Annotated in this window: 15 protein-coding genes and 2 pseudogenes; 7 read left to right on the top strand and 10 right to left on the bottom strand. The window is 63.4% G+C overall.

Going from position 1 to position 22,687, the window contains the following annotated elements:
* Positions 1–525: a phage tail protein gene (locus MYCSM_RS31675; protein ID WP_015297601.1), complete on the bottom strand. Its 525-nt coding sequence runs from the start codon at positions 523–525 to the stop codon at positions 1–3.
* Between the two features lies 1 nt (position 526).
* The gene (locus MYCSM_RS31680; protein ID WP_015297602.1) at positions 527–2,263 is read right to left on the bottom strand and encodes a phage tail sheath family protein; all 1,737 of its coding nucleotides are present in this window, start codon (positions 2,261–2,263) and stop codon (positions 527–529) included.
* 1,046 nt (positions 2,264–3,309) lie between these two features.
* Between MYCSM_RS31680 and MYCSM_RS31685 the strand changes: the two genes are divergently transcribed.
* The 3 genes from MYCSM_RS31685 (at position 3,310) to MYCSM_RS31695 (ending at position 6,967) form a co-directional block, all read left to right on the top strand.
* Positions 3,310–4,509, top strand: coding sequence for a hypothetical protein (locus tag MYCSM_RS31685; RefSeq protein WP_015297603.1), 1,200 nt, complete (start codon positions 3,310–3,312; stop codon positions 4,507–4,509).
* A gap of 628 nt (positions 4,510–5,137) precedes the next feature.
* Positions 5,138–6,211, top strand: a complete 1,074-nt coding sequence (locus tag MYCSM_RS31690; RefSeq protein WP_015297604.1) for a DUF2235 domain-containing protein — start codon at positions 5,138–5,140, stop codon at positions 6,209–6,211.
* Positions 6,212–6,403: 192 nt separating this feature from the next.
* Complete coding sequence (locus MYCSM_RS31695; RefSeq protein ID WP_015297605.1) at positions 6,404–6,967, top strand: hypothetical protein; 564 nt, start codon at positions 6,404–6,406, stop codon at positions 6,965–6,967.
* A 229-nt stretch (positions 6,968–7,196) separates the two neighbouring features.
* On the opposite strand, the gene MYCSM_RS31700 is transcribed toward MYCSM_RS31695, so the two are convergent.
* Together MYCSM_RS31700 and MYCSM_RS31705 are read right to left on the bottom strand one after the other, a co-directional pair.
* Positions 7,197–8,903, bottom strand: coding sequence for an ABC transporter family substrate-binding protein (locus MYCSM_RS31700; protein ID WP_015297606.1), 1,707 nt, complete (start codon positions 8,901–8,903; stop codon positions 7,197–7,199).
* 6 nt (positions 8,904–8,909) lie between these two features.
* Positions 8,910–11,324 (bottom strand): DUF6185 family protein, encoded by a 2,415-nt coding sequence (locus MYCSM_RS31705; protein WP_015297607.1) that lies wholly within the window; start codon positions 11,322–11,324, stop codon positions 8,910–8,912.
* A 742-nt stretch (positions 11,325–12,066) separates the two neighbouring features.
* On the opposite strand from MYCSM_RS31705, the pseudogene MYCSM_RS39175 reads away from it, so the two are divergent.
* Positions 12,067–12,276, top strand: a pseudogene (locus MYCSM_RS39175) (hypothetical protein); the annotation flags it as partial.
* Positions 12,277–12,906: 630 nt separating this feature from the next.
* On the opposite strand, the gene MYCSM_RS31720 reads toward MYCSM_RS39175, so the two are convergent.
* The 3 genes and pseudogenes from MYCSM_RS31720 to MYCSM_RS31730 all read right to left on the bottom strand — a co-directional run bounded on the left by MYCSM_RS31720 (position 12,907) and on the right by MYCSM_RS31730 (position 14,947).
* Positions 12,907–13,269, bottom strand: a complete 363-nt coding sequence (locus MYCSM_RS31720) for a nuclear transport factor 2 family protein (protein ID WP_015297610.1) — start codon at positions 13,267–13,269, stop codon at positions 12,907–12,909.
* A gap of 267 nt (positions 13,270–13,536) precedes the next feature.
* Positions 13,537–13,782 (bottom strand): annotated as a pseudogene (locus tag MYCSM_RS31725) (response regulator transcription factor); the annotation flags it as partial.
* A 262-nt stretch (positions 13,783–14,044) separates the two neighbouring features.
* Positions 14,045–14,947 carry a hypothetical protein gene (locus tag MYCSM_RS31730; protein WP_083906447.1) on the bottom strand — a complete coding sequence of 301 codons (903 nt, stop codon included), beginning with the start codon at positions 14,945–14,947 and terminating at the stop codon, positions 14,045–14,047.
* A gap of 75 nt (positions 14,948–15,022) precedes the next feature.
* Between MYCSM_RS31730 and MYCSM_RS31735 the strand changes: the two genes are divergently transcribed.
* Complete coding sequence (locus MYCSM_RS31735) at positions 15,023–15,208, top strand: hypothetical protein (protein ID WP_051073977.1); 186 nt, start codon at positions 15,023–15,025, stop codon at positions 15,206–15,208.
* A 60-nt stretch (positions 15,209–15,268) separates the two neighbouring features.
* Here MYCSM_RS31735 and MYCSM_RS36920 read toward each other — a convergent pair whose 3' ends face one another.
* Positions 15,269–15,397, bottom strand: coding sequence for a TIR domain-containing protein (locus MYCSM_RS36920; protein ID WP_015297613.1), 129 nt, complete (start codon positions 15,395–15,397; stop codon positions 15,269–15,271).
* A 279-nt stretch (positions 15,398–15,676) separates the two neighbouring features.
* Here MYCSM_RS36920 and MYCSM_RS31740 point away from each other — a divergent pair, with 279 nt between their 5' ends.
* Complete coding sequence (locus MYCSM_RS31740; protein ID WP_015297614.1) at positions 15,677–18,457, top strand: toll/interleukin-1 receptor domain-containing protein; 2,781 nt, start codon at positions 15,677–15,679, stop codon at positions 18,455–18,457.
* A gap of 5 nt (positions 18,458–18,462) precedes the next feature.
* Here the strand turns inward: MYCSM_RS31740 and MYCSM_RS31745 are convergent, their stop codons facing one another.
* Both MYCSM_RS31745 and MYCSM_RS31750 read right to left on the bottom strand, forming a co-directional pair.
* Positions 18,463–18,750, bottom strand: a complete 288-nt coding sequence (locus MYCSM_RS31745; RefSeq protein ID WP_015297615.1) for a hypothetical protein — start codon at positions 18,748–18,750, stop codon at positions 18,463–18,465.
* A 1-nt stretch (position 18,751) separates the two neighbouring features.
* On the bottom strand, positions 18,752–19,744 hold the full coding sequence (locus MYCSM_RS31750) for a caspase family protein (protein WP_015297616.1): 993 nt from the start codon (positions 19,742–19,744) through the stop codon (positions 18,752–18,754).
* Positions 19,745–20,127: 383 nt separating this feature from the next.
* Here MYCSM_RS31750 and MYCSM_RS31755 point away from each other — a divergent pair, with 383 nt between their 5' ends.
* Positions 20,128–22,638: a hypothetical protein gene (locus MYCSM_RS31755; RefSeq protein WP_015297617.1), complete on the top strand. Its 2,511-nt coding sequence runs from the start codon at positions 20,128–20,130 to the stop codon at positions 22,636–22,638.
* Positions 22,639–22,687: the final 49 nt, after the last annotated feature.

Raw genomic sequence — 22,687 nt, forward strand, 5'->3', positions numbered from 1 at the left:
TCACCCGGTGGGCACGGTGAACGCCGGCGGCGCCGGCTCGACCACGGAGTCATCGCGAAGCCAACCCTCGTTCTCCAGCTTGAGGTGGGCGAAAACGACTGCGCCGGCGTTGGAGTCGAGGTCGCCAAGCCCCTGGTACTCCGATGGCCAGCAGCTGTAGACGTGGTAGGCAACCACCAGCTGGCCGGCCTCGTTGTAGAGCTCGACGATGATGTCCTTCTTGTAGTCCTTCAGCGATGTCTCGCGGCCCAGGCCGGCGCCGTAGTGCCAGACTTTGTGGGCCCACTGTTCGAACGCCTTGTCGTGGGTGACGCCGCGCTCGAGGGTGATGGCCTCGTATTCGGTGCGCCCCGGGGACTTGTAGCTGGTGCTCGGGTCGCCCCCGGCGCGGTGCTTGACGACCTCGGTCGTGCGCTTGAAGGCGCTGACCTTGCTGACGCCGGCGACGTAGCGACCGTCCCATTTCACCCGGAACTTGAAGTTCTTGTACGGATCGTGCCGTTTGGCTGAAGCGGTGAACTCCATGTCAGACCTCCGCCGGCAGGGTCAGTTGCTGGATCTGGATGACGACGAATTCGCAAGGCAGCAGTGGCTGGAAGCCGACCCGGATGTTGACCACACCGGTGCTGACGTCGTACGCAGTGGTGGTGTCGCTGTCGCACTTGACGAGGTACGCCTCTTGTGGCGTCTGGCCTGCGAACGCACCCAGGCGGAACAGGTTCTGCATGAAAGCCCCGACGTTGAGCCGGATCTGGGCCCACAGCGGTTCGTCGTTGGGTTCGAAGACCACCCATTGCAGACCTTGGCGCAGGCTTTCCTCTATATAGAGGGCGGTGCGGCGCACGGGGATGTATTTCCATTGACTGGCCATCAGGTCGGCGCCTTGCATGGTGCGCGAGCCCCAGACGACGTTGTTGAACACCGGCAGCGTGCGCAACACGTTGATGCCGATTGGGTTGAACTCGTCGCTGGTGTCCTCGGTCATCGTGACCGCCGGACGGGCACCCATCAGGGTGGCTTCGGTTCCTGCGGGTGCCTTCCACACCCCGCGCTGTGTGTCTGTGCGAGACCAGATTCCAGCAATGGTTCCGCTGGGACCGATGTTCTTGGTGCCGCCGGTGACCGGGTCGGCCACGACCAGCCGAGGGAAATACGTGGCGGCGTTTTCGGTGGGGTCGAGCGTCTCGACGAAGGTTTTCATCGCGCTGCCGACGTCGGCGGCTGTCGTCTTGGTGTCCATCGCGGCCGGCGGATCGATGAGCAACATCGCCCGGTGATCGGCACAGAACTGCTCGGCCGGCGCGAGCAGGCTTTGGCGCGCGGTGTCGTCGGTGATGTTCGCCATCGCCGGGATGCACAGGATGTTGAAGATGTCGGGTGCGATCGTGTTCAGCGCGTAGATGCCGGTTTGTGCGGCGGGATCCCCGAGCAGCATCTTCGCCAGTGCGGTCGTCGTGTCGGCGGGTTTGCCGTCCTTCCCGCCGTCTAGTCGGTGGAAATGCGCGATGCTGGTCTGCTTGGCGATGTCGCCCGGGGGCGTCGGCGCGGGATTCGGCGGGTTTTTCGTCATGGCGTCCCCGTCGGGCATACCGGTGGAGTCGTCCTTGTTGCGGAACAGGGTTGGCGCAGGGATGGTCGCGCCGTCGTCAACTGTCGCGCGCACCAGCTGGGAGCCCGACACTATCGTGGGGCAGTAGCGGGGATCGGCGGGATCGATCGACAGTGACCGGAACGCCTCGCGGACAACGACTTTGACTTTCGACGAGCCGGGCACCGGCACAACCTCACCGACGACGAAGTCGAACCGGGTGGGGTCCCCGCCGCCGGCCACCGGCAGCAGCTGGATGCCGAAGCACAGGGCATTGCCCCACTGCCCTTCGCTCAGCGCGGTGACGGTGAGGCACTTGGGACCGGGGTCGGGTGGCTTGCCGTCGTCGGTCACCACGGCACTCTTGGGTTCCTGCTTCGCCGACGCGGCCACGGCGTTGCCTGCGCCGGTGGGCAGGACTCGAACGACCCAGGCCTGACTGCCGCCATTGTTGAAGAACTGCGTGATCGCGTAGCTGGCTTCGCTACCAGGCGAGACACCACCGAAGGTGCGTTCGAATTCCCCTGGCCCGCTTACCTTCACGGCCACACCGACCGGGCCCTTGTCGAAGACGTCGACGAAAGCCGCTGTGGCGGTGCTGATCCCGACGATGGGATGGACCCCGCTTGGCAGTTCCTCGACATAGACACCGGGCGCGCGAAAGGCAGTTGGCATGACGCCTCCTCGATTGTCGGTAGAGCTTCCGACGCTCGCGGCCCCCCAGAGCAGCCGCCGTCAAATGGAATGCTAAATCAATAACTTCGGTTACGATATGCGCTTCGAAAAAAAGGTCCTTCGAATGGTTAGTTACGTAACGAGAACCGCGCAACCCGCGCTACCGGCACAAAGGCATTCCGTGTTCGGAGCCCGGATATGGCCGAGGCAGAATCTGTAACCTTGCGTCCAACTTCTCGTCAGGTACATCGCGACGCCGGGAGCGGGACGGGCGCTGGATCGCGGTTGATTGCTGACACGCTGGATCGCGGTGCATGTGGGAGGTCAGCCGCCCGGCTGCCGCTGACGTCGAATTCGCTGCCGCAATATGGTGTCTATCTGCTGGTTTCGGGCGCTGCAATTGATGGCACCCGGCGGGGGCGTCGAACGAGACACTCCCCGAGCGGCCCGCCAGCCCGACGACGATCAGGACGAGGGCACGAACTGTTGGTCAGCTTCCGTGTGATGCGGCGGCCCCTTGAGGCCGGGCGAGCGTTGCGGACGTGCGTCACAACCGGCGATTGAGTGGCAGCACATTGCGCGTCCGCTCGACCCATTCTGAAGATTCCTGTACGTGTCTCTGATTATCCGGCGAGCGAAACAGAAAAGGGTCATTTTCCACCGTCGAGTTCGTGACAACATGTGATTCCGGATTTTTGGTGGTATCACAATAGTGAAATACGTTTGGCGGATTCCATACATCGTCGTGGCGAAGGGGTGCCAGTCATACCGTCTCGGTGTCAACCCCTGGCAGCCAGCAGACCCGACGTCGTCGAAGCAATCCCTGCCCTACCGTCGCCCTGTTGCGATCGCCCGAAATCGAGTAGTTGACTACGCAGTGCAACCGGGCCTGGGGGCGATACTGTCTGGCTAGCGGTCCATCGTTGCAGTGGGGGAGACATGGCTACGACCAACATTGACATTCCGGGTGACGTGGGCAGCATCGACACCGGTGGGGAGAAACCGGCCCGAAAGTTTTGCGGGCCACATGCGGGGAGCGCCGACTGATGGCCAAGGACGCGTCGGGTAAGTGGATCGGCTATGGCCCAGGCGATCGGAGCCCCGAAGTCACCAAGATCGAGCATCGCCTGTTGGCGGCGTATCCGGCCAACAGTCACGCCCAAGCGCTCGGCGTGATAGAAGACGATCTCTACACCGACGAGACTGCGGCCGCGGTGAGGGAGCTGGCCAAGCACATCAACAATGACCCAGCCCTGCTGCAGCGCATGGCAGGCGGGCAGCGGCTGGCCAGGGCGGAAGACCTCGGTGTGGCGGACTTGGCGTTCCGCAAGGCAATTGGCGCCTACCTCCCACCGGATGCCGGTATTCCGCCGCCGTTTCGCACCCCGTATCCGATCCAGGGCGTGTGGGCCGACAGCCGCGCGTTCCTCAACCCGCCCGATGCGCACAGCTTCGAAAAGGCCACCGACCAGTTCCGCGATGAGTTCATGCGGCTGTATCGCTCAATGGCGGGGACGAATATCTGGCTGCTCGGCTACTCCATGGGTGGTGTGTCGGTCTGCAAGTGCCTCAATGCATTGCCCCCGGAGTGGCGTCATTTCGTCGTCGGGGTCACCACGTTCGGTGATCCGTCCATGCCGGCCCAAGGCTCGCTGTTGGGCGATGATCCAGGCGAGGGCATCTCGAAAATGCCGCAGCCGCAATGGGTATGGGACCGCTACTGGTCCTACAGTATTGACGGCGATTGGTACCCACGCGCCCGTGGACTGCTGTTCCTGCTGTACTCGATCCTGACCAAGGCCGAGCTGACGCTCGAGTTCGCCACCTTCCTGCTGCAAGTGCTGCCCACGCTGCCCGGTCGTATCCTCACCGGCCAGGAACCCGCCGGCGAGAACCCCGAGGACCAGAAACTGCACGGCGTGCTGGCGCCGCTGGCCACGGTCATCAGCACCGGTGGCCCCAACGTCATCGGCGACTTCTTCTCAGCTGCTGGGGTGCTGGCCGCCTTGCCGTCGGTGATCTGGCTGCTGTTCGACGCGGTGAAGTTCATCGCCACCCAGGCCCACGGCATGTACGGCGACCCGGCCCACGCGTTCTGGGATGGCATGACCGCGGTGGATCACGCCGCAGCCAACATCCGCAAGGTGGCGCCGGCGGGCTGCACATTGTTCCTGCTGCCCGGCACGTGGAGTAATTGGGATCAGCTGTTCCAGTTCGATGTCGCGATCCGGCTGCAGGGCGGCTGAGTCGAGTTTGATGTTGGACTCCATCACTGGCCCGATCGCCCCGGGGCCGGGATCGTCTGCGCGGCTCAGTGCGCCGTCGGCGCATCGGAGGCGCATTCACCCACACTGCTGGCCACGTCGTCATCCGGCACTCACCGCAGTTGCGGCGCGGGCCGAGTGGCGTTGTCGGTCAAGGCATTATCGGTAAGCCCACGTGGTGGCCGTGGCGGGCAGTTCGTGGCTAGGTGCATTAACGAAGCCACAGTCAGCGCACGTGAAGTTATATGACGGCTGCGCCGCGTAGGCGTCGGGTCCGGCAAGTTAGGCATAACGCGGCGCTTCGGTGCGGCGGCGTTGTAGGCCGCTCTACTTTGTCAGCGAGCCGTCCAGCCCGGCCATGGCTGTGCGGTATCGAATCCACCGCTGGTCGGTCCAGCCCCAACCCTTCGGTTTGTCTTCGGTCGTTCCGACGAACGTCTCGACGAGCAAGCCTGCTGGTCGTGGTTCTCATCCTGTGCGCATCGGGCGCAGGGCGGTTCGGTGACAACGAGGAACTAGCCCTGTTAGGGCAAACAAATTTGCGTAGTGCACTACGCAGGTCTGCGTCGTCGGCGATGCTTAATGTTGAGCGAGCTAGGGGAGGAGCACCGTGGCGAAGAATATCGTGGTGTGCCTAGATGGCACCAACAACCAACTGCGCGCAGCGGACAACACCAACGTCGTGCGGCTGTTCAATCTGCTCGATTTGAAGGATCCGACCAAACAGGTCGCCTACTACGACCCCGGGGTCGGCACGTTCAGCTCGCCGGGAGCGTGGTCGCCGCCTGCGCGGTTGATCTCTCGGTACGCGGGACTGATGTTCGGAGCCGGGCTGCGCGAAAACCTCGGACAGGCGTACTCATTCTTGATGGAAGCCTATGAGCCCGAGGATCGGATCTTCGTCTTCGGTTTCAGCCGCGGCGCGTACAACGCTCGGGCGCTGACCGGCATGCTCGATGTGTTCGGTGTTTTCAGGCCCGGTTCTGAGACCCTGGTGCCGTACGCGGTCAACGCCTACGCCAAACAGCAACGCAAGGACGACCCCCAGTTCTTCGAAGGGCTTCGGGTATATGCCGAGACGCACAGCGTCACTCGAGATGGTCATACGCCTGTGCATTTCGTCGGTATCTGGGACACCGTCAAATCCGCGGGTACGTTGACCCGGCAGCTGAAATGGCCCTTCACTCGGCAACTTCCGCATGCGAAGACGATTCGCCACGCTGTTGCGATCGATGAGATTCGCCGGCCGTTCGCCCCGTACCTGGTGAATCTGCCCAACCCGAAGCATCTGCGCGTGGAGAAGAATCAGGATCTGCTGGAAGTCTGGTTCACGGGTGTGCATTCCGACGTGGGGGGCATGTTCGCCGAGGGGACGCGGCTGTCGGACATCCCGTTGAAATGGATGGCCGACGAGGCGGTGGCGAGCGGTCTTCTGGTGCGCCCCAACGCTTATGCGCAGATGTCACAACTCGACGGCGTCGATCCGACGGGACCGTGGCACAAGATGCCGTGGGTGTGGCAGCTCCTCGGCTCGGGCCGCCGCACGGTGCCCGAAACTGCATCGATTCATGCCAGTGTGCGCGAACGCGTCGCCAAGGATCCCACGTACGCCAACCGGCTTCCTCAAGCGCCCAAGTACGTATGCGACGACTGGCGTAGTCCGCGTCCGGTGCCGCAAGCGTGATCGACTGGCGGTGAGGACCCCGGCAGTGGCGGGTAATAGGCTTCGCGGGCCCGTAGATGACCGAAAACCTAGTCAGGGCGCGGGGCATAACCCGCTGGCCCGGGTCCAGGTAAGGATTCCAAGAGGCGCATGGAAGGGGACGAAGTGTCGGCGCAACCACGAGACCAGCTCCGACACCGAGGAGACGACAGAATGGATCATGACCCGAAGTCGCTGCCACAGCAGCTGATTCAGCCCAATTCTGGTTCTACCGGACCCATCTTCTGGGCGCCCGTTCTCTTCGCGGCGGTGCTGTCGGGTGCGTATCTAGTACTCCTCGGTTTCCTATATACCAATGCTGACCAGATCGCGGAGCCTCACTGGAGTCGCGTGGTGTATGTAGCTGGCGGCTTGGGTGGTTTGGTGACCACTGCGATCGGTTGGGTGTTTGGACGCGAAGTGCACCGCGGCACGGCCGAAGTCGCCACTGCTGCTGCTCATTCGGCGAGAGGAGCGGCGGCGGCCTCGCAGGATGAAGCGGCCGGAGCCCATAGCGAGGCGTTGCGCGCACATACAAAGGCGTCGCAGAACGACCAGGAGGCTGCGAGTGGCCGAGCGCTGGCCGCTGCCATCAAAGCCGGACCAGCGGCACGAGGACTGGCCAACGACGCCGAACAACTGGCCTCGGTCACGCAAGCTCACCTAGCGACACTTGAGTCGATGGCCAATGAACTGTTTCCAGATGCCGACGCTGACGGCTCCAGCGTCACCGAGTGAGGGTCTGTCACTGCGGCGGTCCCAATTCGCCTGGGCGGGAATCGGTGAGTGGAACCGGGCAGGTTCCTGGAGGAGGCCGCGGCGCTCACGTGCGGATGCTTCCGACCGTTCCACACCGACAGCGTCGCGTAATAACCGAGGTGTTCGACCGTGACTCGATCGACGGAACGGGTGTCCCCGGACGGCTATGTACAAACCGGATCGACATCGAGGTCAGCTTCGGCCCGATTCAACAGGACGTCGTGCCGGGAATGTAGCCGACCGCGGTGAAGTCGATGTCGGACTGGCCGAAAGCACCGTAATTGGCCAGATCGCCGCGCACCGCGGTGATCCCCGGCAGCCGCACGAGTGGGACGCTGTAGCCGTCGAGCCACAGCTGCTTATCGACGGAGTCGGCCACAGCGCTTGCCCCCTCGCCGGGTTCGTCCAGCGTCTTGGCGATCTTGTCATCCAGGGCGGGGTTGTCCGCGCCGATGAGGTTCCACATCGCGCCGCTTCGCAAAGTGGAGGCCATGATCGAAAGCGGGAACGGTCCGGTATAGCGGACGTCTTGGATCAGATCAAAGGCTGGACGGTAGGTCTGGGCATCTCGCGCCGCCACGTCGTTGATTTCGAGGTCGACACCGATTGCGTCCAGCGAATTCTGAAGCAACTGTGCCAGCAGATCATCGGCAGGAGAATCGATGTAGTAATCGAGCAGCCTGAGTCGCTGGCCGTCCTTATATCGCCAACCGTCGTCGCCGCGCTTCCAGCCCAAAGCGTCGAGATCCCTGTTCGCCTGGTCGGAGTCGTAGTCGTAGGGCGCCGAATTATCCCGGTAACCGGTCTGCCCGTTGGCGAAAAGGTGATTGTTGGACGGCGTCGGGTTATCGGTAAGCCCGCGCTGGGTGACATCGACGATCGTTTTGCGATCGATTCCCCGCGTGATGGCGCGCCGCAACGCGGCGTCAGACAACACCGAATCCTTTGATGCGCTGTAGAAAACACCCCAGACCGCCATCGCCGATGATCGACGGATCGCCATTCCGGGTATCCGTTCGGCGGCAGCGACCTGCATCGCCGTCGACAAGTCGAGCGCATCAATCTTGTTGTCGTGCAACGCTGCGGACGTGCCGTGCGGGTCCACCGTGACGAGCGTGACGGAGGCCAAACGCGGCTTTCTGCCCCACCATTTCGGATTGCGCAACAACCTGATCTGCTGGTCCTTGGGGTCGGCGTTGGCTATCAGGAACGGGCCGGCCGATGGGCCGGAGGTGCTCGACGTAGCGCTGATAAAGGTGTCGGGTTGCGCCGTGATCGACTGTGGCAGCAGCACGTTGTACCCAGACAGCATCGCGCGCCACTCAGCGAAGGGCGCGCGATAGGTGACGATCGCTTGCCGGTCGTTGGCACCTCGCTCGACGGAAAGTATGCGGTCATAACCGGCTGTGCTGATCGGTTGGTAACGCGGATCCGTTCCCGACAGCGCATGAGCCTGGGCACGGATGTCCTCCCACGTGATAGGGGTTCCGTCGGACCACTGCGCCTGCGGATTGATGGTGTAGGTGATGACTTGCGGGTCGGCGGCGGTCTCCTGCACCGAGGTGAAGTAATCGGTGTCTAGCGCGAGCGACCCGTCTGCCTGGATGCTGAACGCGCGCGGATAGCTCGCCGCCCTCATCAAGTTCGCGAAATCGGATGGCGTTCCAGCCCACAGCGGGTTGAAGTTCTTCGGAAACTGAGTGATCGGCAGGCGCAGATCGCCGCAGTCCATCAGTGTTGTCGGGTCGCGGTCATTGATGCTGCGGAGCGCGGCCTGACTGTCGGCTGACGTGGCACCGCCCGATCCGGAGCATCCCGTTAACAGAAGGGTGACCGCCGCAACGGTCACCGCCAGTGCACGCGGCGCTTTCCATTCAGCAGTTTTGGTCCTCGACGGGACGATTCGACGTGTCATGAGTTCCTACTTCAGAACGCTGGTGATTCCGCTCAACAGTGAATTGGCGACGTCGAAGCCGGATCCGGCGACGATCTGATGTCCGACGGTGAGAAGGAGGATTGCGGCGGGCGCGACGGTGGCGGCTATGCGGCCGTAGTCCTCCTGCAGGTCATAGATCGCCTGCAACTCCTGCCAGTCTCCGTCTCGGGAACGGACTGTCCACAAGTCGTAGAGGACGGCGAGCACGATCGTGAACAAGGCAAACTGCGAACTGCGGTAGATGGCCTCGTGCAGCAGATCACGGCCGAAGCCCTGAGCGACCATCAATGGCGCCGCACAGCTGATTATGTAAATCGCCGAGAAGCTCAGGGCCTTTACCGGACCGATGCGCCCCGGCAGATCGGCGTACAGGTAGCCGAAGACAAAGCCACTGACCACCCAGCGGACGAGCTCGAGCAAGGCGAACACGACCACGATCAGCAGGCCGGTGTTGGTGCTGAATCGGTCGCCCAGCGATGACAGGGTCGTCCAGATCATGTAGGCGACAGGGACAATCGCCACCACACCGGAGATCTGAGCGGACACCTTGGCGTTGTCCAGTCGGTTCTTGCGCGGCCCCAGCGCCAACAGCCGCTGACGTGCCGCCCTGGTGCGTTTCGTCAGGGCGTCGTCAGCCGATGCTTGGCCCTGGTCATCAGTGCCGCTCGCGCCTGCGGGTATCAGCGCCTTTCCGATGGCGACCCGCAACAGTTCTGTGTCCTCGACATCCTCGGCCGCGTGCGCGAGGTAGCGGTCATCGCCGCGCATCGTCAACCGCCTGAAGGCCACCCACAGGACCCCGAACTGCAAGAGCCACACGGGTATTGCGGTGACGACGACGATCGACATCCGGTCGGTCCATGGGGCGCTCAAACTGAGCATGAGCGCCAGGACAGCGGCGATTGGGATTGCGGCTGCGGTGCCATTGCCGACGCAGTAGGCCGTGAGGAACGAGACCAGCAGAAGGATCGACATCCAGGCGAGCGCCTCCCGGAACAAGATGCCAGTGGACATCGTCAGGTTCGCAGCAAGGTACTCGGACTGGTCATAGGTGTACCCGCCCCGGTTCAGCACCGTTCCGATCGGGAATCCCACCGCGATGACGAATGCGCCAATCACCACGCAGGACAGCACCTTTCCGTAGAGGACTTGCCACTGGGTGGGCCGTTCGTCCACCTGGGTGAGTGTGAAGATGGTTGTCATCTGCTGCCACAGCGTCCATGCGCCGGTACCGACGAGGATCAGCAACAACGCCAAGTAGAGGTTCAGCAGAACGTCTTGGACCGGATGTGGCGGTAGGGTAACCGCCAGGATTCCCAGTATCGCAACCAGCGCCGCGACCAGGGTGCCGATCGCCGAGAGCCATTTCCTGGGAGCCAGAGCCGCTGACAGCACTCCCCAGACGGCGACGGTAACGAAACCTGCCGTCATGTCGGAGCCCAAGTGCCCGACCTTCGGCACCCAGACCGCCAGCAAGGCACCCGCGACGAACACGAGCAGGATGCGATAGTTGAACCTCTGCCACCACCGCAGTTCCGGGTTGCGGCGTCGCAGAATCCACGTCGTCGCCAGCACCGCCATCCAAAACGCGCTCACGTCGGTCAGGTATTGCAAATCGATGCCGAGCTTCGAATGAGCGGATTGAAGTGTGTAATAGCTTCCCTCGCTGCCATAGAGCCACGAGGTCGCCATCACCGTGAACGGCACATCGATGTCAATTGTCAGCGGTGGTGTCGAGCCCATGAAGTGCCAGGTGGTCTCCACGGTGTCGCCATCAGTCTTCGTCTGAGTGGGAAACGGCGCCGTGAGCACTGTGCCGATGGGCCGTGTCGTGCGAACCAGAACGGTGTTGTCGGCCTTGGCCTCACACACCGCTGGGATCCAATCGGTCTCGAAGAGGGTGGGGTTACAGGGATCCACGGTCAGCGACGAGTGATCACGGCCGAGCTTCCTGGAGACGGTCGGGTCGCTGTCGGCCAACTCGAACACCGCGTCGACGCGACCGTCCGCCCAGACAATCGACTTGATCCGGGCGTCGGTCGCCAGGAAACAGCCGGTGAAGTTGTTCGGGGAATCGAGCTCACCGAGGTTCTCGTCAACGGGTGGACTGGCCGGAGTCACGCCCGTCAGCGTCAAATGCAGTTCGGTAGAGATCTCGAGCGTGGTCGATGGTGCGCCCACGGTGGTTGTCGATGTCGAAGTGAGGGTTGAGTAGTCGGGGCAGTTGTCGCCCTTGGGCTCGAGCAGCACTTCGCCGTGCGGCGGCTGATGGACCCAACCGGCCCATATCGCAATAGGAAAACTGACTAATGCGATCCAGAAGGGCCAGCTCTTCAGGAACGCGAGACGCGAATGCGGAGTCTGGCGTGATGTTCGTGGGGGTTTTTCTACGGTAGCCATCGCGACTCACGAACCGTGGAACTGCGCGGTTACACGCAGCCGAATTGATATTGATAACGCATCACGCGCGATAGCCAGTTCGGATGCCATTGTCTCCCCCTAATAGCGCAGTGCTTTCGATTACGTTATTGGTCTTGGCTACTTTCGGCAGCCGAATTTAAGAATTCGCGCGCATGCCAGTGTTCGCCACCCGCCTTCGCCCCAACGGAGGCTTAGTCGACCCGCTCGTAGCCCTGTTCTCCGGCGTCGGGCAGGTGGCATCGCAGGCGGGGGCAGACCTGCCGCTGCAACCGGCGATGCATGCGTCTAAATCGGCAATGGAGGCTTGGCTCGAGAGTGATGCGCCTCAAAGCCACTGGGCAAAAACGGCTTTGCGCGGCTGTGTCTGAAGCGACGGCATAGTCAGGTCATCGGTGACTTGGTGAGAGACGCTTTTCGGGCAATGTTGCGACAGCTCGATGGCGGCCTCGACTGCTCCACTGATCGCGTCCAGTGTGACATTCGAGTTGTTCGTCGGACATGTGAAGAAAAAATGAACCGGGTGATTGTCGCGGGGTTCGCTGCCGACCTCGGCGCAGCGGCGGTCCAGCAATGCACTTCGGCGGATCGCGTCGTGGATGTCTGTGCCCGGGATGTTCTACAGATCGGCGTGCTCAGCGTTTGCCGAGGACTGACACCGACGGTAAACCAGGGGCCTCGTTTTGATGGGCGATCGGGAAATCAGCGCTTCAGCACGAGGAGGATAGGCCAAGGGGACGCGTCAACGGTCGACCGGTTGGCGGCCGTCCATCGTGACAACGCCCCGGTGCTTGTGTTCGTCGACATCGGTGGCTCTTTCAACAACGACACCGCTTGCGTCGACTGCGCGCCCGGCAACGTCGACGACCATCTGACCCACGACGTCGTGCCGTTCATGCACGCGCGGTTCGGTGTCAGTCGCCGCAGCTCGAACTGAACTATCGGCAAACAACTGATGCGAGTGGCATTAGACGAAAGTGCCCGCATCTCTTGACGATTAGGTGATCTGAGTACGTCGCGACGCTAATTCCGGGTCTTCGTTCCCCGAACGAGCGCCTTGCATCCGTTGTGCGTACAACGAGCTTGCCAGTACAGTTCGCCCACTTACCTTGAGAATGCCCCAGTCGGCCGGCCTGAGAGCCGGCGATCGCCCATCCCCTCCCTCTTCCCCGTCGCAAACGTCAAGACGTGATTGTGACGAATTGGCTTGTGGCGCAGAGCTATTGAAGCAACGCGTTGAGCTGATAGTCGGCCAGGCTCGGGGCGGCCTGCGCCTCCTCCAGCGACGTGCCGCTGGACCGCATCGTCAAGCCCCCGTCGCGCCGCGCCGATTTTCGCACCTAAATAGTTTGTTAGCCCGCTCAAAGCCGACCACTCCGTTGGTCGTAGGCGTTGTTGGCAATCTCGCGCCGACGGCGACATCCCCGTGGCCACCCGCAAAGGCCGTCGGCACCACGGAGGAACTCGCGCCTCATGAGCAAGCACCGTACGAGTTAAAAGGTAGCGAGTTACGTTGTGCTACACCGGATCTAACTAGTGATCGCAAAGATTGCGAGGTTGAGTATCAGTTGGATTGCGCTTGATAAGCCGAGGTGTCGAAGTAGTCTCGCCAAGCGGTGATCTTCTCGCCTTTCACCTCAAAGGCGCCCATAACACAGGCGTCGATCACTTTCCCGTCAAAGAGTAGGTGATCCACGCGCTCGGTCAGGACGACGTTGTCAGTAACCGCAAGATTCACGACCTCGAGGTCGCAGCGCTCAGTGCGCGCCAGGTACCCCTTGACAGCTTTGCGGATCTCATCGGGCCCGCTGAACAGCCCGCCAGGGAACTCCCAGACGGCGTCTTCGGCGAAGTGGCTCACAATCCCGTCAGCATCGAGACGATCCCATGCGCTCAACTCCGCGCGGATAATCTCCTCGGGGCTCACCGTTCCTCCACAGTCCTAGCAAACCAAATCTGCCACAGCGCGACACTAGTGCAGCTCGAAACATCCCGTAGGGGTTTCAGCCGGGCAGCCCAGAATCGCCCGGAATTCCAATGCGACGTGCTGATCGGAACGAAGGTCGGCGGCCAGAGCGCGCCCGGTGCTGGCTCACGGTCCGAACTCGCACCTGATCGAACACGCACCGTTACCAGTCAACTACTCCGAGCTATGTTGCACTGCAGTGTATTTCAGCATCCGCCGTAAATGAAATCATCGGTGGAGGGCCGCCTCGGTGACGAGCTGGACACGCGTGCTGATGCCGAGTTTGGTGTAGATGTGGCTGAGGTGAGCCAGCACGGTGCGCGGCGACACGAAAAGCCGTGCGGCGGCCTCTTTGTTGCCCAGTCCTTCGCACACCAAGCGCACGACGTCGTGCTCGGCGGGGGTCAATGAGTCCCAGCCGCTGCTGGGTCGATTGCGTTCACTGCGGCCACGGGATGCATAAGCGACGGCCTGGGCTTGTTCTTTAGCATTTTGACGTTAATTGCCGTGATCATCATCCCGTCGAAGAAACACGCGGCCGCGTCATAACCCCGGGACGGGAGCTGCGCCGCATCACCTGAGGTGACAGTGGTGCATCCCATTCGCACGTTCCGCGCTCGAGGGCCAGCGCTGCGACCCGTCGACCACCCCATATCGGTAGCCGTCATGGGTGTCGCCGGGCCCAGATTTGGACAAAGTGACGGCTCGTCTACACCGTGAACGCGCGCGGCTGCGACTATGCCGAGGAAGCTTCTGTGTTGTCCGAGGAGCCGCTGTCGTGTGGTTTTGAGAGCTGGGACGCCCCATCCGGGGATCGAGCCTCGGGTGCTTCCCCGAATCGGGCGAGCACAAGTGTTCCTGCGATTGCTACAGCGAAGCCCATCCAAACCATCCAGCCGAAACCCACGCGTGTCTGATCACCGAGCCAGACCACTCCGACCAGCGCCGGCGGAATCGTCTCACCAACGACCATGCCCGCGACGGCCGTGGTCACCGATCCGCGATGTAGGGCGGAGGTGAGCAACAGGAAGCCGGCGGCACCGCCAGCCACGATTGCGTAAAGGGCGGGATTCGCGTAGAACGCGCCCTTGGTGAAGTCGATCGGATCGACGAGGCGCACGCCTACCTCAACAACAGCGAACCCGCTTCCTGCGCCGAAGCCGAGCGCGAGCGCGCGCAGGCCGTGTGGCAACCCGCCTGCGGCGCCGCCGAGTATCAACACTGCGCTCACGACACACAGCAGCGCCCAGCTCAACCCCGCGGGCCCGCGGCCGGAACCCTCGGGTCCGGCAGCCAGTCCGAGCAGCGCGAGGCCGGCGCAGACGACGGCCACCGCCGTCCATTCGGCCGATGTCAGCCGCACTGACAGCATCCACGCGGCCACAAGGGCGGTGACTGCGAGCGATGCGGCCAGCGCGGCGCCAACGACATAGATGGGTACTAACCGCAGCGCGACGAGCTGTAGGAGGAAACCGAGGCCGTCGAGAGCAATACCTGCGAGATAGCGCCACTGACGCGCGGCCCGCAGCAGCAATACGGTGTCGACACCGGAGCCACTGCCGGCTTGCACTGATCGCGTCGCTGCAGCTTGAAGGACTGTCGCCGTGCCATAACACAGTGCGCAGCCGAAAGCAGACATCAAGCCAATTAGCACCCACAAACGATAGGGCTCCTAACCGTCGCGGCGATGATGGGATGGGGATTGACAACCAACATGGATGACACGGGTGAGAACTGGGAACGCTGGATCAGCGAGGTCGAAGACTTGCTCGGTCACAGTGCACTGGGCGACATGTCCCGTGACGGGCATTCCATCGATAGCTTCCGAAAGATGTGGAAAGCGGGATACACCGCCCAAGCCGCCGTAGAGGCTGTGTGGGCAGGCAAGCCGCGGCGATGAACCGAATGTTCCGGCAACGGCAATCGCCATCGGCGCGGTCTCCGCAGTGCTTGGCTTGCTTTACTTGCTGCCCGATTGCTTCTCATCGTGATCCAGAAACGCCTCGTGGCCGCCCGTGACCACCCACTGATGGATGCGGTTAGCCCACTCAGCGTCAGCGCTCGAATAGCTGATGAAGACGTTCGCCATTTGCTGTCCACCAGAGCCGCAAGAACCGGGCGCTGACTAGGACACTACGGGCTACGCACACGCCGCGGTCGAGTACCGGCATACTCGAAACTCGGTTAGCCGGCGACGTCGCCACGATGACGCCGCGAGGCGAACGCACGGCTCACCGCGAACTGCTTGCCGTTAGCGAGTAGCGCCATACGCATGTCAATGCTCGCAGCTCGGCGCATGCTTTTCTTACAACGCAGCGGTCCGCGGCACGTCGGTGTGCCGCAAACCCAGCGGTGGGGGAGGCACGTAATGCTTGCTGACAGCAAGCCGGCCCGACTGGGCGGTCGGGCAGAAGCATCGTCGTTCCTCTACGACGCCTTCATCTCCTACGCCCATGACGATCAGCCCGTCGCCCGCGGGGTACAGCGGGGATTGCATCGGGTAGGGCGACGTGTCGGCGCGCTGCGGGCGCTGCGGGTCTTCCGTGACTCCACCGATTTGACGGCCAGCCCCGATCTATGGGGGAAGGTAGTCGAGGCGATGCGACGGTCGCGGTATCTCATCGTCGTGCTGTCGCCCGATGCAGCCGATTCGAAGTGGGTCAAAAGAGAAGTCGCCCACTGGCTTCTGGAGCGCGGGCCTGAGTACATGTTCTTCGTCGTGGGTTCCGGTCGCGTCGCCTGGGACGAAGCCACGAAACGATTCGATCCCGATCACTCGGATGCGGCCCCGGCGGCCCTCACCGAATCCGGTGTTCTGCCGACAGAACCGCTGTACGTCGATGTCAGCGGCGATGCGCCGTGGAATCCGGATGCACCATTGTTTCGGGAGAAGCTCATTGACTTGGCCGCGCCGATACACGGCAAACCCAAAGACGAACTGGCCAGCGAAGATTTGCGCGAACAGCGCCGTTCCCGTCGTCTGAGGCGAGCGGCCGTCGCGGCACTCGCCGTGGTGACGGTGTGTGCAGTGGCGGCCGCGGGGATTGCCGTGACGCAGAAGCGCGAAGCTGACAGGCAGCGTGACGAAGCGGTGGCACTCGCGTTGGCGGCAGCGGCACGCGAATCCGCTCATGCCAATCCGGCGCTCGGTGTTGCGCTGGCCGCTGAAAGCGCCTTGGCGACGCCGGAACCGACGTGGCAGGCCAGGGGCGCGCTGGTATCTGCTCGCGCGGCCATGAGCGCGGCGGCCGCCCAGCAGATCGGCGAGCCACTGACCGCCCACAGGGCCATCGTCGACTCGTTAGGGTTCAGTCCGGACGGGCGTGTGCTGGCGTCGGCGAGCGACGACGGGACGGTGCGAGAGTGGGACCCGGTGACGCGTCAGCAGGTCGGCCAGCCTCTGACCGGAGGCACCGGCAAGGTCTATGCGGTGGCGTTCAGTCCCGATGGTCACGTGCTGGCCTCGTGCGACGACAAAGGCAATGTACGGCTATGGGATTCGGACACCCGCCAGCAGCTCGGTGAATCGCTCAACGCGCACGGCGAAACCGTCTTCGACGTGGCTTTCAGCCCCGACGGCCGGCTGCTGGCCGCGGCCGATGGCGACGGCAGTGTGCGGCTGTGGGATCCTGCGGCGCATCAACCGGTCGGCGAACCGCTCACCGGCCACAGCGGCCCAGTTAACAGCGTTGCGTTCAGCCCTGACGGGCGCCTGTTGGCCTCGGGTAGCTTTGACGGCACCGTGCGGCTGTGGGATCCAGTGACCCGCCGGCCTGTCGGTCCGCCGTTGACCGGTCACGTCGACAGCGTCAACGCGCTGGCGTTCAGCCCTGATGGCCGCGTGTTGGCCTCCGGTGGCGTGGACGGCAGTGTGCGACTTTGGGATTCAGTGACTCACCGGCCTGTCGGTCCGCCGCTGACCGATGCCGTTGGAGACGTGAGTGCGCTGGCATTCAGCGGTGACGGGCATCTGCTGGGCTCGGCTGGCGCCAACGGCATCCAGCTGTGGGATCCGGGGACACGTCGACCGGTCGGTGAACCGCTGGCCGCCAACACAAACAACATTTCGGCGTTGGCTTTCAGCCCTCAGGGATCGATCCTCGCGTCGGCCGGCATGGATGGCACTGTGCAGCTGTGGGATACGGCGATTCGGCAGCCGACCGGACAACTCCTCACCCACCACGCCGAATCGGTGAGCTCCCTCGCGTTCAGTCCCGACGGCCGCCTGCTCGCCTCGGGCAGCTTCGATTTCACCGTGCAGGTGTCCGATCCCGCGGCGCTACGTCCGATAGGCGAACCGATCACCATCGGGGTGCCGGTCAGTGCAGTGGCGTTCAGCCCCAACGGAAAATTGCTGGCCATAGGTGATATGCACGCCGGAATACGGCTCTGGGACCTGAGTCAACATAGGCAGGATGGGGGCCCTCTCACCGGTCACACGGACACGGTGCAGGGGATTGCCTTCAGCCCCGACGGGCACCTGCTGGCCACGGCCAGCAACGATCACAGCGTGCGGCTGTGGGAGACCGCGACCCGGCGTCCAGTCGGAGCTCCTCTCGGCCACACCGCAGACGTGTATTCGGTGGCGTTCAGTCCCGACGGCCGGCTACTCGCGTCCGCCGGCGGCGACGGCGTGCGGCTGTGGGACACCGCGACTCGTCAACAAGTGGGCCAACCACTGACCGCTCAAAGCAACACGTGGGTGCATGCCGTGGCATTTTCCCCCGACGGACGCCTCCTTGCCTCCGCGGGCACCGGCGGCGTGATCCTCTGGGACGTGGCGGCGCGACGGCCCGCGACCCAACCGCTTATCGGGCACACGAGCTGGGCATCGGCCGTGGCGTTCAGTCCCGATGGCCGACTGCTCGCCTCCGCCGGCGCGGACCACGTCGTACGGCTGTGGGACGTGGCCACGGGACGTCCGATCGGTGACCCGCTCACCGGACACAGCGATGCGGTGACTGCCGTGGCGTTCCGGCCAGACGGCCACCTACTCGCCTCGGGCAGTGCCGATTACAGCGTGCGGCTGTGGCAGCCGATCTGGGAGACGGGGACGGCGTGTGAGCTCGCGGAGCCGTACGTGACCAAAGCCCAAGTGATTTCCTACATGCCGCCAGGTCGCGTTCCGGCGTGTCCCTACCGGCTTTGATCGGGCTACGTCTCTGTCAGAGCAGACTCGATCACCGGAATATAGCGACGCACTTGCTCTCGGTCGCTTTCCTTTTCCGCGGGTGACAGCCTGGCGTACGGAGTCGACATCTGTTTTGTCCACCGTGCCACCAAATCTGCCGGAATCGTCAGCGAGCCATCGTCATTCGGACGACACTGCGCATGCAGGTACTCCTGCCAATGTGACCATCGGTCATGTTCGATCGCGGCGAGAGAATCGATCAGCGACTCCCGCCACAGCGCCCGCGCGAGACCCTCCGGGGTGGCGGCCACGCTAGAGCAGTTCCTTCTGAACAAGGTTCCAATAATGTTGGCCCAGAACGGTTAACTCGCATTTCTTCCGGTACCACGCGGCGTGCCACATGTGCGGCGCGTCCACCGGCCGCACGAGATTCACGCGGGCCTGCTGCTGCAATACGGCGAAGATCTTTGTCTTGGCCGCGTCCGGCGGGGGGATCGAGCTGTCGGCCGCCTGCTCAGGTGAACGTTCGGGCTCGTACGCGGGATCCAGCGGAAATTGATAGTCCGGGGTGGGGAAGTACTCGGTCAGCGCTTGCAAATTCTCCAGCCGAATCGGTGGTTCTGCTCGCCGGAGCGAGACGAAACGTTTGACGTTCGTCTTGAAGACAGGCCGTTGGGACCAGGGCCCGAGGGACTGGTCGATATGCGCGTAAACGCTTCCGGGCGTGACGTCGCCGACGAGATTGGCTGCGGCGCCTTGCAGTGCGTGGACGAAGAGGCTGGTGAAGACGCCGGCGCCGCCTTCGGGCACTTCCAGCGCGTACTGGTTGGCTCCCGAGGCGCTCAGAATCGTCGTTCCCTCGACGACTTCGGCGTACTTCTCGTGAACCGGGCTGTTGCCGGCGATGCCGCTGTGGCAGCTGTCGAGGACAATCACCTTGTTCTTGGCCGGCGAGTTGTTCGCCAGCGTCATCACCTCGTCCAGCGACAGCCCGTCATCGCCGGTCGCGCAGTTGCTCGCACACAGGAAGCCGCCGGTGTCCTCGAGATAGCCGTGCCCGGCGAAGTACAGCAGCGCGATGTCCGCGTCGTCGCTGAACAATTCCCGTACCGACTCCTTCAGCTGCTGCTTGGTCACCGCTGAGTCGGCATCGGCGGCTAGGAGAACTTCTGGTGTGGTGAAGTTCGTGGTGCCGTCGGCGTGGCGGGCCAGCACAGACCTCACCGCGTTGGCGTCGTGAACGCACCCACTCAGCGGCCCGATGTCCTCGTAGTAGTCGATGCCGACGATCAGTGCTTTGCGCATCGCCGGTTCCTAAACATACCCGCGCAAAGCGCTGATGGTCCTGGCGGGCGAAACGTAGGCCACGAGAAGCCGCACTGGCAAGCGACGACGACATTCTTGGCGCCCGGCATGTGCCCCCCTTGAGAAATCCGCCAGCCTCGCGGCTGAAATCTTATTAGCGGCAAACACATTGGTATCCGCTTTTGACGGTTTTTGCCCGAGTTTCCACCTGTCTGGCCGACATATCTCATCGACGTAAGGGCAATTCTTCGCTGACACGAAGCGCGCTCGAATCCGCAGCTGGCCGTGCAATTCGCCGACAAAGCTCAGAGCAGCCGATCATAATTTGCACCAAGGGACAGCTTGTGCGCCGAATTGGGCACGGGTGAGGGGGAGGCAGCGCCATGCCGGATGAGCTCGGGGACGTGAAGCGACTCGCGGCATGCGCCGACACAGCCGCGCAAGGCGGTGACCTCGACGGCGCGATCAACACCTATCGCCAGGTGCTGGCCGGTTACCGCGCCGCGCGCATGCGCGGCGACACCTCAGACGTGCTCGGGCAATTCAGGGCCTGCGCCATGGTGGGCCAACTGTTCGAGCAGACCGGTGACCGTGAGGCGGCACGCGAACATTACCGCGCGGCGTTGCAGACACTCGAAGCTTCGTCGCGCACTGAGTTTCCGCGGTCGGCGAAACCCTTTCTGCTCCTTCAGATCGCTCGCATGGACGCACTCCTCGACGACGAGGCCGCCGAGGGCACGTTCCGCGAGGCGCTCGTCGCGGCACCAGGAGACGACTCCGAACTGCGCGGCAGCATCTACCTGGCGCTGGGTGGATATTGCCGCCGTCGCGGCCTTGCTGTCGCGTCGTTCCTGTTTCATCAGGAACGCATCGACGCCGACCCAACGGGAGAACAGGGTGACGCCGACAGGTCACTGCGTGAACAGTTCGTCGTCCTGGACATGTTGGGCGAGATACGCGGATACCTCGCGATCTCGAAGCTGCTGGAGAATCGCGGCGCACTCGCCGACAGCTTCATCACTGTGGCTCCGGTCGCCGACATCGTCCAGCTGTACACCGACGCCGGCGCACCGCCCTCTCCCGCCCTGCTGGACGCCTTCGAGGACGACGCCTTCGTGAGGGCGGTCCTTGACGATCTGGTCGACCGATTCAGGTCAGCCATTCCCCGATTCGTCGAGAGGTTCGAAACGGAAGAGATCACGCTCGAACAGACCCGTGACGTCGTCCCGCTGGCCTACATCGACGACACCCACGAAGCCGCAGAAGCAGACCGTGTTTCGGAGGGCCGCCGCCTTCTCGGGGAGGCCATCGAGGACGCTATGGCGTGGCGGCCCGGTACCGAAGACAAGTTGCGCGCCGCGCTGGCGATGTCCGGACAGGCCGAGGACTACACAGCAGCCGACATCTGGAGAGGCCTGGCGGGCTACCTACTGTGGCGTGCCCAGACTGGGCCGGCGCTGCTGGCGGCACGAGCGTCGATGGACTTGTTCGACCGCGATGGTAATGAGGAAGGCCGCACCCAGGCGCTGATGATCATCGAACGTGCGCTGACCGACCTGGGCGCAGCGCCCGAGGCGATCCTGGCTTGCCTGGCGATGCGCGAACGCCGCGGCGTGCCCTCTCCGCACGGCGCCGACCTCGTGTCGATCGGCGATGCAACTAGTCCAGTGCAACGATGGCGACGCAAACGGCTCCGCACGAAGTTAAGCTCACAAGACGGCTGCCGGGCCCTGCTGGCCCAGGCGATTATGCCCTTCGAACGTCGATATCCAGATTTCGAGGCCGGCTTCGCCGCAGCGCAATACCGATTCGACACGCCGTCAACGGTTTTCGACATCGTCCGCGAACCCCATCGGCCGCCGACTCATCAAGAGATCTCCAGCAGAAACGCGTACCGGCTGTACGCCGGTCGGTATTGGCGCCGGCTGGTGTTGCCGCCGTTGGCTTTCGGTGTTGTCGTCCTTGTAATTCTCGTTCTAGCGGCCGGGTCGACGACGCTGAGTTGGATCGTTACCGGCCTCGCGCTCGGTGCTGCAGGTTGCCTCTTCGGCTGGTGGTGGGTCACTCGCACGCGTGCAGCGGCCGCATGGTCACGCGCGTCGCGGGCCGATCGCGAAATCTTCGAAGCGTTAGACACATTGCACGAAGACGCGTCCACCCACGGTCGCGCATTTGGCATACTCCAGGCCTTCGCGACCGACCGCCGACCGTTCGCACTGTTCCTGCGCAGCTTCGAGATCGAGGCACAGCAGATCAGCGCCGCCGGGATGTCGCCGCGATTCACACCAACCAAAGCCGAATTGCTGCGCAACGCCACTGTGGCCGGATTGCCGACCTACACCGCCGACGCCGGGCACGTGAGGGCGGGCAGCTTCCAAAGCGGGCTGACTCGGCTGGGTACGGTCTCAGCAGTTGAGCGATACCTGGCGGCCACCTTGCCGCAGCGGATAGCGGCGATCACCGTGTCCAATCCGGCCGCCGGCCCGGGCGAACCCACGTCGTCGCTGCCCAAGCTGCAACTGGCAGACTCGGATTGGGGCCGGGCGGTGGCGTTGATCATCTCTGCCGCCCACCTCATCGTCGTCGAATGCGCGACGCTGGCGCCGGGCGTCCTGAGCGAACTCGACACCATCAAAGCCTGTGCTAGGGCAGACCGCACAGTCGTGGTGATCCCATCGCCGTCGAGCGCCAACGAAATCGAGGAGCGCCGGTCGTTGGCTGCGCTTCTCACCGAGGGTCTGCCCGACCCGACGCCAATCGCGACGGCGACGGCACCGCAACTGCAGGGATTTCAGCGCGTTGTGGTCGACGATGACCTGCTCAGCCACACCCTCGACGAGCTCGATGCGTTCACCGGCCTGCTGCCCGAACAGAATCCGGTGCCATCGGAATGACCAGTGCAGCAGCGCGTCTCCTTCACACCAGGCCTGCCACCGACAACGA

The sequence above is a fragment of the Mycobacterium sp. JS623 genome (genome assembly GCF_000328565.1).
Lineage (GTDB): Bacteria > Actinomycetota > Actinomycetes > Mycobacteriales > Mycobacteriaceae > Mycobacterium.